This window comes from Bradyrhizobium elkanii WSM2783 (assembly GCF_000472865.1).
Classification (GTDB): domain Bacteria; phylum Pseudomonadota; class Alphaproteobacteria; order Rhizobiales; family Xanthobacteraceae; genus Bradyrhizobium; species Bradyrhizobium elkanii_A.
This window is the reverse complement of sequence record NZ_AXAP01000145.1, coordinates 1-10,835: the sequence shown is the minus strand read 5'-3', so window position 1 is coordinate 10,835 and position 10,835 is coordinate 1. Positions and strand designations below refer to the sequence as shown.

The window sequence follows — 10,835 nt, the reverse complement described above, 5'->3', positions numbered from 1 at the left end:
TCCCCCTCCTGCAAATCAATCCGCGAAGAGAATCACAGCTGCCACGCGCCCGATATAAAAAGATTCACAGTCTCGTAGGGTGGGCAAAGCGCAGCGTGCCGTGTACAGTGGGCACGCTGCGCTTTGTCGACCCTACTTTTTCCACATATCCTTCGCGGCGAAGAGGCCGCCGCCGGCGATCAGGATGGCGGCGATGGCGATCGCGGCCGTCGGCTGCGCGAAGCCGGCAAGAATCAGGAACGCGGTGGAAAGCAGCGGCGTTGCGTAGGAGGCCGCACCGAGCACACGGATATCGCCACGCTTCATGCCGATGTCCCAGGTGAAGAAGGCGGCGCCGACCGGGCCGACGCCAAGCGCTGCAATTGCAAGCCATTGCCCAGAAGTCTCGGGCCACACCGTCGTCTCGACTATCCAGTGCACGATCGCCGCGAGCAGCGCGGTGACAAGGCAGAAGCCGGCCACCGCATCCGTCGGCACCGCTTTGAGCCAGCGCGACATCACCGAATAGCTTGCCCAGACGAAGGCCGCGACAAATGCCGCGGCAAGGCCGGGAATCTGACCAGGCGCGAATCCGCGGGTGTTGCCGCCGAATAGCAGCACCGTTCCCACGAACCCCAAGCTGGCACCGACGATGTGATGCGGCGCGAGCCGCTCGCCCGGCAGGAACGCAGAAAACAGCACGATTAGAAGCGGCCAGAGATAGCTCAACAATCCAGCTTCCGCGGGCGGCGCAAAACGCAGTGCCAGGAAATACAGCGCGTGATAGCCGAACAGGCCACCGACGCCGACCACCCAGGCAGCCAGCGGCTGCTTCAGCGCAGCGAATGCGGAGGGACGAAAGATGAAGGTCGCGAAAGCAACCAACGCGCCGATCGCGAACGTCATCGCCGCGAGCTGGAAGGCGGGGATTTTGCCGGTCGCGACCGTGAGCACAGCGAGCAGCGACCACATGATGATCGCGGTCAGGCCGATCAGGGTAGCGGTGCGGGGAGTCATCGAAAGGTTTCCATCATGCCCGGGCTTGGCCCGGCCATCCACGTCTTCATTGCTGGCGTGCGTTATAAGGACGAAGATGCCCGGGACAAGCCCGGGCATGACGACTCACTGAGACTTGTCGCCGAGGCGAACGTGTGCCTCACACGTGATATTGACCACCGTTCACGGTGAGCGTCGAGCCGGTGATGAAACCGGCGTCGTCGGCGGCGAGGAACACCACCGCGCGCGCGATCTCCTCGGGCTCACCGAGACGGTTGACCGGGATCTGCGGGATCACGTTCTTCTCCAGGACGTCCTTCGGCACCGCCTGCACCATTTCGGTGTTGATATAGCCGGGCGCGATCACGTTCACGGTGATGCCGCCCTTGGCGTTCTCAAGCGCGAGCGCCTTGGTGAAGCCGATGTCGCCGGCCTTGGCCGCGGAATAATTGACTTGGCCGAACTGGCCTTTCTGGCCGTTGATGGAGGAGATGTTGACGATGCGGCCGAACTTGCGGGCGCGCATGCCCTCGATCACCTGGCGCGTCATGTTGAAGAGCGAGCCGAGATTGGTGTTGATCACCTCGTTCCACTGCTGCAGCGTCATCTTGTGGAATGCGGTGTCGCGAGTGATGCCGGCATTGTTGACGAGCACATCGATCGGGCCGATGTCGGCCTCCACCTGCTTGACCCCGGCAGCGCAGGCCTCGAACGAGGCGACGTCCCATTTGTAAACGGGAATGCCGGTTTCTTCCTTGAATTTTTGCGCCGCGGCATCATTGCCGCCATAGGTCGCCGCGACCTTGTAGCCGGCCGCCTTCAACGCCTTGCTGATCGCAGCGCCGATGCCCCGCGTCCCGCCTGTTACCAATGCAACACGTGCCATGTCCGTCTCCTCCTTCGTCATTTTTTTCTAGGCCGACATTGTGCCGGTCTTTTGAAATTTATCTCTCTATTGAGCATGATCTTTTCGGAAAACCGGTCTCCACTTTTCCGGATCATGCTCTCAAAACGAAAATGCCCGGCGCGAGGCCGGGCATTCTCTTAACAGCTTGCACTGCGGTTGACAGACGATCTTTTCATCATTCAACCCGGCATGTTGCCTCTTGTTCAGTCGCGTGCAACGCACATCGCGATGCCCATGCCGCCGCCGATGCACAACGTGGCGAGGCCCTTCTTGGCGTCGCGCTTCTGCATCTCGTGCAGCAGCGTCACGAGGACGCGGGCGCCGGACGCGCCGATCGGGTGACCGATCGCGATCGCGCCGCCGTTGACGTTGACCTTGGACGTATCCCAGCCGAGGTCCTTGTTGACGGCGCAGGCCTGCGCCGCGAACGCCTCGTTGGCCTCGATCAGGTCGAGATCGCCGATGCTCCAGCCGGCCTTCTTCAGTGCGCTGCGGGAAGCCGGGATCGGGCCGGTGCCCATGATCTTCGGGTCGACGCCGGCCTGGCCCCAGGAGACGATGCGCGCGAGCGGCGTCCTGCCTTCCTTGGCGGCCTGCTTGGCCGTCATCAGCACCACGGCGGCGGCGCCGTCATTGATGCCGGAAGCGCTGCCGGCGGTGACCGTGCCGTCCTTCTCGAAGGCGGGCTTGAGCTTGGCCATTGCGTCCAGCGTGGCGCCGTGGCGCGGATATTCGTCGGCGTCGACGACCACATCGCCCTTGCGGGTCTTGATGGTGACGGGGACGATCTCGTCCTTGAACCGGCCGGCCTTCTGCGCGGCTTCGGCCTTCTGCTGCGAGGCGACGGCGAACTCGTCCTGCTGGGCGCGGGTGATCTGATATTGCCGCGCCACGTTCTCGGCCGTGTTGCCCATGTGGTAGCCGTTGAAGGCGTCCCACAGGCCGTCCTTGATCATGGTGTCGACGAGCTCGAGCCCGCCCATCTTGACGCCGCCGCGCAGATGCTGCGCATGCGGGGCCATGCTCATGGATTCCTGGCCGCCGGCGACCACGATGTCGGAATCGCCATTGACCAGCGCCTGGTAGCCGAGCGCGACCGAGCGCAGGCCCGAGCCGCAGAGCTGGTTGACGCCCCAGGCCGGGCTTTCCACCGGGATGCCGGCGGCGATCGAGGCCTGGCGGGCCGGGTTCTGGCCCTGGGCTGCGGTCAGGATCTGACCCATGATAACTTCGGACACGCGGCCCGGCTCGACGCCCGCGCGCTCCAGCGCCGCCTTGATGGCGATGGCGCCGAGGTCATGGGCGGAAGTGTTGGCGAAAGCACCGTTGAAACTGCCGACCGGGGTGCGGGCGGCGCTGACGATGACGACATCGTCTGACATGGGCATCTCCTAGAGCTTGATGTTTGGCCTGGGTAACTTGGCGGCGGGCGGGCGGCCGGACGCGGGCCTATCTTTCGGCCTCATCCTGTTAACCTCCTTGAGGCATGTCAATCGGCCAGACGGCCAAATGCTGTCGCGGCGCACTTAAATTGACCCCGTTGGAGCTTTCCTGAGCAATAACTATGCTTTGGAATTAACCGTGGCGCACAAATCGTTGCCGAACTGCTTTGAAAATGCTTACCTTTGCTGCGATGCGTGTGCATCACCCCTGCAGCAATGCTGCAAAGGGTCCCCTCCTGGTGTTGATGTGTGAGCCCCATGGCAAAATCAGAACACCCGACCACGATCAAGAAGTACGCCAACCGGCGGCTCTATAATACCGGAACCAGCACTTATGTGACGCTCGAGGATCTCGCCGCGATGGTGAAGGAAGGCGAGGATTTCCTCGTCTACGACGCCAAGACCGGTGACGACATCACCCGATCGGTGTTGGCGCAGATCATCTTCGAGCAGGAGAACAAGGCCGGCCAGAATCTGTTGCCGACCACTTTCCTGCGGCAGTTGATCCGGTTCTACGGCGACAGCATGCAAATGGTGGTGCCGAAATATCTCGAGCAGTCGATCGAGACGCTGACGAAAGAGCAGGAGAAATTCCGCAAGCAAATCGCAAGCACGCTGAGCGGAACTCCCTTCGCCCCGCTCGAGGAACAGGTTCGGCGCAACATGGAGCTGTTCCAGCAGACCTTCTCCATGTTCAAGCCATTCGTGCCGCCGCGCACGGGAACCGCAACGCCCGAGCCCGAGAAAGTGCCGGAGCCGGCGCCGGATGACGACAACATCGACGACCTGCGCCGCCAGATGAAGGAAATGCAGGAGCGCCTCGAGCGGATGTCGCGCGAGACGACGACGGCGACGAAGAAGGAAGAGTAGGCTCTTCTGAAGTCGGCAATTGAGTTCGTCATTTCGGGATGCGCCGCAAGGCGCAGACCCGGAATCTATTGAATCACTTGCGTGAGCGGATGAATGGATTCTCTGATGTGCAAATTGCACATCATAGCTCGATGCTGTCGCATCGCCCCGGAATGACAGCCAACCCAAATTGACCGACTAACCAGCCGCCGGCATCGCCTTATCCGCCGTCTGCCATGGCCGCGTCGGCGAGGCCAATCCGATCAGGCGGCCCTGGATATAGTCGCAGCCCCATTCGCGCAGCATCACCGCGGACGCTTCGTCCTGCACCCATTCCGCGACGGTCTTGATGCCGAGCCGGCGCGCGAGGTCGAGCAGTGTCTGCACGAAAGCGCGGTCGTCGGCGGAATGCGCGATGTTCTGCACGAAGGCGCCATCGATCTTGACGATATCGACGCCGAGCTTGCGCAGATTGCGGAACGAGGTGTAGCCGGCGCCGAAATCATCGATCGCGATCCGGCTGCCGAAATTCTTCAACCGCGTGACGAAGCCGCGCACCTCGTCGAGATTGCTGATCGCCACCGTCTCCGTGATCTCGACGATCAGCCGCTCGCCGACGCCGGGATGCGCGGCCATCAGCGATTCGATTCCGGAGAGCCAGTCCGGATCCATCGTGGTATCCGGCGAGATGTTGAGGCTGAGCTGAACCTCGGGTGAAGCGGCAAGCTCGGCCACCGCAAGCTCGAGCACGCGGTGATCGACCAGCCGGATCAGGCCGAGACGCTCGGCGACCGGCACAATGTCGGGCGCCGACAATGCCCGCCCGTCCTCCTGCTGCATGCGCACCAGGCACTCGTAGAAGGCAGGCTGCCGCGACTGCACCTCGACCACCGGCTCGAACGCCACGACGATGCGACGTTCGTTCAGCGCGGTGACGATCTCGTCGGTGACGCGGATGTTGACGCGGCGCTGGGCGTCGCGCTCGACATTCGGCTTCCAAAGCAGGAACGAGCCGGCGCGGCGGCTCTTGGTGGTATCGAGCGTCTCCTGGGCGCGGTTGATCGCCTCGTCGGCGCTGCGGGCGTGGCGGGGCACGCTGACCGCGCCTATCGACGCCGTCACCGAGACGGGGCCCGACTTGGTCGGCACGATCTCCTCCCGCACGGCCGTGAGAAAACGTTCGGCGGCGACATTGGCATCGTCGACGGTGCAGTTGCGCAGGATCAGCCCGAACTTGTTGCCGGAGAAACGCCCGAGCACGTCGCCGCCGCGCAGGCGGGCGCGGATGCGCTTGCTGATCTCCGCGATCACGGCGTCAGCGACGTCGAAGCCGAAGGCGTCGTTGATGCGCGCCAGATGGTCGATGCCGATCAGCATGAAGGCGCAGGACGATCGGAAGCGTGCAGCCTCCTCGATCGCCTCGGCGAGCGCGGCGATCAGATGGGTGCGGTTGAGTTCGCCGGTGAGCGGATCGTGCCGCGACAGCTTCACGAGCTGCTCGTCGCGGGCATGACGCTCATTGTCGATCCTGATCACGCCCTGGGCGCGCACTGGCCGGCCGTCGGGTCCGGCAAACCAGCAGCCGGTTTCCTCGATCCAGATCACGGGCGCCGAGGTATTGGCCCGCACGCCGTACTCAATCCGGTAAGGCATGCCCTCGCCGCTACGGAGCGGCGCGGGTTGGCCGAACGCATCGCCGCGGATCGCGCGCGATGGCTCGATCAGCCTGGAAAATGCAGCGCCGCTTGCAATCGCCTCCGCCGGGAGATCGGGGAAAACCAGGGCCACATTGTCGCTCCAGACGAGCGCGTCGGAGGCAATATCCCAGACAAAGGTGACTTGGCCGAGGGAAGCCAGGATGTCGGCGGCTGGCGGGATGGAAGGCATCTGCTGTCGCCTCGTTTCAGGACACGGCCAATTCAGGACACGGCCAGTTGGATACAGGTGGACGCACGTGACAGTGGGTAAGTGATTCCGAGCCCGGAGTGTGCCTCTGTTTCCGCTCAGACCTTAGGTAAAGTTCATAAATAATCTGGAAACCACGTTTTGCCGCCATCGGGAACAAAAGCCCGTGCACCGGCATGGACCTTGCGAGTTCGAGGCCAACGGGATGGCAGCGTCCCGAAACGTGACAATCGAGCGGGATCAGCGATGCCGGAAGCCGGCGAATCAAGGCAAGTGCTGGACGGCGAGGTTTTGACCGGCGCCGCCACCGCCTCGGCTGAACTCGTCCCGCTGACCGAATCCCTGCACTACGTGTCCAAGCAGCCGCTGCCACGGCCCGACGCGGGCTTCGTGACCCAACTGATCGCGACTGCGGCGCTGGCGCCAGAGACTCGTCCGCTGCGGCGCGGCTCGCTGGCGGATGCGCAGATGGCCTATGGCGCCCATCCGCAGGAACGGCGCGGCGTCGCGCGCCGCACGCGCCAGATCATCTAAGAGCGTTTTCGAGCGAAAGTGGAAACCGGTTCGCGTAAAGAAAACGCGTCAAAACAAGAATCCAGAGCTCAGCGCTGTTCCGGTTCAGTCGGCGGATTGCGGCTTGGCTGCAGGTCCGGGGAGGCGACCGCGGGTTGCGCCTGCGTCGGCTTGGAATGATCCTGCAGCACTGATTCCGCGACCGAGGCCGCCGGCGGCACCGTGTTCGCTGACGTCGTTGAGGCTGCGGGTGGTGGAGCCGGCTGCGGGGCCGGCGCGGGAGCCGGCTGGGGAGTTGGCGCCGGCGCGGGTTGCGGCAGCGGGGCTGGCTCCGGCTCGATTTGCTGCACCCGTGTTGCGGGCGCGATCGCCGCACGACGGCGGGTACGAAGCGCGATCCCGGAGATGAAATCCGCCAATGCCAGCAAGGTCAGCAGAGCAAAGGTCGAGGTGCCGAATTTCGGCCACAGCACGAATTCGGCGGCTGCTGCACCGAACACGATCAGCGACAGCAAGTGATCCATCACGAATTTGGCGCCCGGTCGCGCGCCCTTGATGACTTCGAGCAACAGCAGGAGGATGCCGAGCGCCAGCAGGATATCGCTCAGCGTTATCGGCCACTCCGCCCCCGACATCAGCGGCACCGTCACCAGCGGATCGACCAGCGATACGCCCGGCATCAGGAAGACGATGATGTTGTAGACCGCGAGCGGAATCAGCAGCAGCGGAAAACCGACCATGCGAGCGAGGCCTTAGCGAAGGAAACCAGGAGCGAAACGCCCTGAGATCGTGATTCGATCAGATTGAATCGGATCATGACCTGATTTGATTGTTTGAGCATGACTTCCGCGCAAACGCTACGCGTTTGTCGCGAGGGAAGAACCGGTGCCACTCTTCCCGGATCACGCCCGACGCGCCGGGGCGGACCGTCTGATCGCACTCATTGGCCGATTTCAGGCGGCCCAATCAATCGTGATCCCGGCCCTGCTTTCAGAGCCGGGGATCCAAATGCTCTCCGATCCCGCGGGGATCAGGATTCTTTCTTCTTCAGGACCTGCCGGCCTTTGTACATGCCGGTCTTGAGATCGAGATGGTGCGGGCGACGCAACTCGCCGGAATCCTTGTCCTCGACATAGGTCGGCTTCTTGATCGCGTCCGCCGAACGGCGCATGCCACGGCGCGACGGCGAGGTTTTTCTTCTGGGAACAGCCATAACGGTCCTCTAGGGGTGTTGCGGAGGCATCGTCCGAAATTAAGGACGCGCGTCAAAAGCGACTGCGATGCCGATAAGGTCGCGCTTATAGAGGAAGGGATGGCGTAAAGCTAGGGCCTGACGCGATTACCGCGACCAGATTGCGTCGCCATGCCGCCTCTCAGCTTGCGGGCAAGCGAGGCTGGGCCGCTCCGCCTCCGCGGGAACAAAACATGATCATTTACTATCAGTTTCCGCGCGCGACGTCCTATCTAGAATAGGCCATGCAGGTCCCGACCCCATCAACGACGCGGATGATTTCGACCGTGCCCATCGGACCTTCATCGGTGTCCGGATCGGTGCGGTAGAGCAGCAGATAAGGGGCCTCGACCAGCATGCGCATCGATGGTCGAAGATCCGACCGACGCATACCCATCCTTGGTTGCGACCTCAGCAGCTCCGCCTTGGCTTCGATGCGATCCCAATAGCGCTCGGCGGCAGCGGGCTGTTCCAGCCCGATCATGACGTAGATGTCCAGCAGGTCGGTACGCGCCTGGTTCGACCAGACCAGCTCAGTCGGCATTGCCGGAGGCTTTCTTCACACTCTCTAACCGCTTGCGGGCCTCTTCCCGCGGCTTCTTCATATCCAGCTCGCCGGCGGAGCCACTGGCGACGCCATCATCCCACATCTGCCGAAGCCGCCTGATATCTTCCTGGCGCAGTTCACGCTTCAATTGCCAGTCCCGCACCGCCTCGCGCACGATCTCACTCGTGGTGGCGTACTCTCCCGCCTCTACTGCGGCCTTGAGCGCCGAAATTTGCTCGTTCGTCAGTGCGACGCTCACCTTCTCGACCGATGCCATGAGAGCTCCTTCAACTGGGAGCAAATCTTACTACTTCTTGCCCTCTATGGGCAACCATGGTTCCGGGCGGCCAACGCAGCGGAACTCAGAATCCGCGGCTCTCGCTCCAGCAGCGCTGCACCGCGCTGGCGCGGGCCATATAGGTTGCGCTCAGGCGGCGTACACCGGGGCCGGGATTGCGGGCGCTGCGCTTGACCGGATTGGGCAGGATCGCCGCGAGCAGCGCTGCCTCGCGTGGCGACAAAGTCGCCGCCGAGCGGCCGAAGGCGTATTGGGAACCGGCCTCGGCCCCGAACTGGCCGGACGGGCCGAGCTCGGCGATGTTGAGATAGATTTCCAGGATCCGCTGCTTCGGCAGCACGAAATCGATCCACATGGCCAGCGGCAGTTCCAGGGCCTTGCGGACCACGCTGCGGCCCGGCCACAGGAACAGGTTCTTGGCGACCTGCTGGGTGATGGTCGAGCCGCCCCGGCCCGGCTCGCCATCCTCGGCATCGTCGATCGCATCCTGCAGCGCGTCCCAGTCGATGCCGCGATGGCTGCAGAACTTTGAATCCTCCGCTCCCACCACGGAGCGGGGCAGATATGGCGAGATCGCGTTGAAATCGACCCATTGCCGCGTGACCGGTGCGCCCTTCAGGGTACGCCAGGCCATCAGCGCCGAGACCGGATGGCCTGTCCGGTAAAGCGGCGTCAATGCGTAGGGCACGAGCAGCACGGCCACCAGCAGCAGCAAAAGGATCCGGACAACGCGCAAATTGGAGGTTCCGGCTGAAAGCGGGTCGGCGCTGCCGGCAATATTGGCCGGTTTCAAATGAGATTCTGCAACAATTGGCGGTTTTTCCAGCGCTTTTAAGGCGCAGCCTTCGGCCCGGCGGAATTGACGAAGCCGGTGCCATCAACGATTGTCCGCCCCGGAATCCGACCTGGAGCAATTCTTAATGACGACCGGTACTGCAGAATTCGCCAAGCGGCTGGACCAGACCGCTGACGATACCGAGGCCCTGCTGGCGAAACTCTTGGCCGACACCGTGGAGAAGGACGAGATCGTCCGCCCGAGGCGGCTGATCGAGGCCATGCGCTATTCGAGCCTCGGCGGCGGCAAGCGCCTGCGGCCGTTCCTGGTGGTCGAGAGTGCCGCCGTGTTCGGCGTGCCGCGCAACGCCGCGCTGATGGCGGGGGCCGCGCTCGAATGCATCCACTGCTACTCCCTGATCCATGACGACCTGCCGGCGATGGACAATAGCGATCTGCGCCGCGGCCGCCCCACCCTCCACAAGGCCTATGACGACGCGACAGCGATCCTCGCTGGTGACGCGCTGCTCACCATCGCCTTCGACATCATCACCCGCGACGAGATCCATCGCGACGCCGGCGTCAGGCTGGCGCTGACCCGGGCGCTCGCGCGCGCCTCCGGCGTCGGCGGCATGGCCGGCGGGCAGATGCTCGACCTGGCCGGCGAAGGCCGGTTCGGCGACCGCGAGCCGGTGGACGTGGCGCGGCTGCAGCAGATGAAGACCGGCGCGCTGCTCCGCTTCGGGTGCATCGCCGGCGCCATCCTCGGCCAGTCCTCCGAGAAAGAATATCTGGCGCTCGACGATTTCGGCCGCGCGCTCGGCGAAGCCTTCCAGATCGCCGACGACCTGCTCGACGTCGAGGGCGATGCAGCCGCGCTCGGCAAGCAGACCGGCCAGGACGCAGCGCTCGGCAAGACCACCTTCGTCACCCAGCTCGGCATCGACGGCGCCAAGCAGCGCGTCCGAGACCTGCTCGCGCGTGCCGATGCCGCTTTGTCGGTGTTCGGAGCGAAGGGCGATGTGCTGCGCGCAGCGGCGCGGTTCGTTGCCGAGCGCAGGAATTAGAGTGCCAATGGATCGGATCAGGTAGAACGACTAAGGCGAAGCTGCGCCCCCTCTCCCGCTTGCGCAGGGCTGTCCGGGGAATGAATCGCTATGTCGCAGTGCATGCTCGGCAAAACCGAGGCAAACCGGTCTTTTCTGGTTGTCGAGACACAGAAGGCCGAGCATGCGATTTCGCGGTAGCATTTTTGGGAAGCTCCTTGAACCGATCAGTCGACGGCGGTTTCAGACAGTTGTGGATGGTCTGGACGGGGATGGCTACGACAAGTCCTTCAAGAGCTGGGATCACCTGGTGGCGCTGATCTATGCGCAACTGAGCGGTCACGACAG

At 63.6% G+C, this 10,835-nt stretch carries 13 protein-coding genes; 4 read left to right on the top strand and 9 right to left on the bottom strand.

Annotation, left to right across the window (positions count from 1 at the left end; all coding sequences use genetic code 11):
- Positions 1 to 132: 132 nt before the first annotated feature.
- The 3 genes from yddG to YY7_RS0147735 all read right to left on the bottom strand — a co-directional run bounded on the left by yddG (position 133) and on the right by YY7_RS0147735 (position 3,264).
- On the bottom strand, positions 133 to 996 hold the full coding sequence (gene yddG, locus YY7_RS0147745; protein ID WP_028169169.1) for an aromatic amino acid exporter YddG: 864 nt from the start codon (positions 994 to 996) through the stop codon (positions 133 to 135).
- 139 nt (positions 997 to 1,135) lie between these two features.
- A complete protein-coding gene (gene phbB, locus YY7_RS0147740) occupies positions 1,136 to 1,861 on the bottom strand; it encodes an acetoacetyl-CoA reductase (protein WP_028169168.1) in 726 nt (241 codons plus the stop codon).
- 224 nt (positions 1,862 to 2,085) lie between these two features.
- The gene (locus YY7_RS0147735; RefSeq protein WP_028169167.1) at positions 2,086 to 3,264 is read right to left on the bottom strand and encodes an acetyl-CoA C-acetyltransferase; all 1,179 of its coding nucleotides are present in this window, start codon (positions 3,262 to 3,264) and stop codon (positions 2,086 to 2,088) included.
- A gap of 318 nt (positions 3,265 to 3,582) precedes the next feature.
- On the opposite strand from YY7_RS0147735, the gene phaR reads away from it, so the two are divergent.
- Positions 3,583 to 4,194 carry a polyhydroxyalkanoate synthesis repressor PhaR gene (gene phaR / locus YY7_RS0147730; protein WP_028169166.1) on the top strand — a complete coding sequence of 204 codons (612 nt, stop codon included), beginning with the start codon at positions 3,583 to 3,585 and terminating at the stop codon, positions 4,192 to 4,194.
- A 177-nt stretch (positions 4,195 to 4,371) separates the two neighbouring features.
- Here phaR and YY7_RS0147725 read toward each other — a convergent pair whose 3' ends face one another.
- Positions 4,372 to 6,060 carry a putative bifunctional diguanylate cyclase/phosphodiesterase gene (locus YY7_RS0147725; RefSeq protein ID WP_028169165.1) on the bottom strand — a complete coding sequence of 563 codons (1,689 nt, stop codon included), beginning with the start codon at positions 6,058 to 6,060 and terminating at the stop codon, positions 4,372 to 4,374.
- Between the two features lie 264 nt (positions 6,061 to 6,324).
- On the opposite strand from YY7_RS0147725, the gene YY7_RS0147720 reads away from it, so the two are divergent.
- The gene (locus tag YY7_RS0147720; RefSeq protein WP_035692997.1) at positions 6,325 to 6,612 is read left to right on the top strand and encodes a hypothetical protein; all 288 of its coding nucleotides are present in this window, start codon (positions 6,325 to 6,327) and stop codon (positions 6,610 to 6,612) included.
- A 68-nt stretch (positions 6,613 to 6,680) separates the two neighbouring features.
- Here the strand turns inward: YY7_RS0147720 and YY7_RS62465 are convergent, their stop codons facing one another.
- The 5 genes from YY7_RS62465 to mtgA form a co-directional block, all read right to left on the bottom strand.
- Positions 6,681 to 7,331 carry a hypothetical protein gene (locus YY7_RS62465; protein WP_028169163.1) on the bottom strand — a complete coding sequence of 217 codons (651 nt, stop codon included), beginning with the start codon at positions 7,329 to 7,331 and terminating at the stop codon, positions 6,681 to 6,683.
- A gap of 290 nt (positions 7,332 to 7,621) precedes the next feature.
- Entirely contained in the window at positions 7,622 to 7,804 is a 183-nt protein-coding gene (gene rpmF, locus YY7_RS0147710; protein WP_007598106.1) for a 50S ribosomal protein L32, read from the bottom strand.
- A 247-nt stretch (positions 7,805 to 8,051) separates the two neighbouring features.
- On the bottom strand, positions 8,052 to 8,366 hold the full coding sequence (locus YY7_RS0147705; protein WP_028169162.1) for a type II toxin-antitoxin system RelE/ParE family toxin: 315 nt from the start codon (positions 8,364 to 8,366) through the stop codon (positions 8,052 to 8,054).
- Positions 8,356 to 8,646 carry a ribbon-helix-helix domain-containing protein gene (locus tag YY7_RS0147700; protein ID WP_028169161.1) on the bottom strand — a complete coding sequence of 97 codons (291 nt, stop codon included), beginning with the start codon at positions 8,644 to 8,646 and terminating at the stop codon, positions 8,356 to 8,358. The genes YY7_RS0147705 and YY7_RS0147700 overlap by 11 nt, the downstream gene beginning before the upstream one ends.
- 85 nt (positions 8,647 to 8,731) lie before the next feature.
- Positions 8,732 to 9,403 carry a monofunctional biosynthetic peptidoglycan transglycosylase gene (mtgA, locus tag YY7_RS0147695; protein WP_028169160.1) on the bottom strand — a complete coding sequence of 224 codons (672 nt, stop codon included), beginning with the start codon at positions 9,401 to 9,403 and terminating at the stop codon, positions 8,732 to 8,734.
- Between the two features lie 184 nt (positions 9,404 to 9,587).
- On the opposite strand from mtgA, the gene YY7_RS0147690 reads away from it, so the two are divergent.
- Both YY7_RS0147690 and YY7_RS61535 read left to right on the top strand, forming a co-directional pair.
- Entirely contained in the window at positions 9,588 to 10,508 is a 921-nt protein-coding gene (locus YY7_RS0147690) for a polyprenyl synthetase family protein (RefSeq protein WP_028169159.1), read from the top strand.
- 163 nt (positions 10,509 to 10,671) lie between these two features.
- A partial coding sequence (locus tag YY7_RS61535; RefSeq protein ID WP_155255657.1) for a DUF4372 domain-containing protein occupies positions 10,672 to 10,835 on the top strand: 164 nt, incomplete at its 3' end.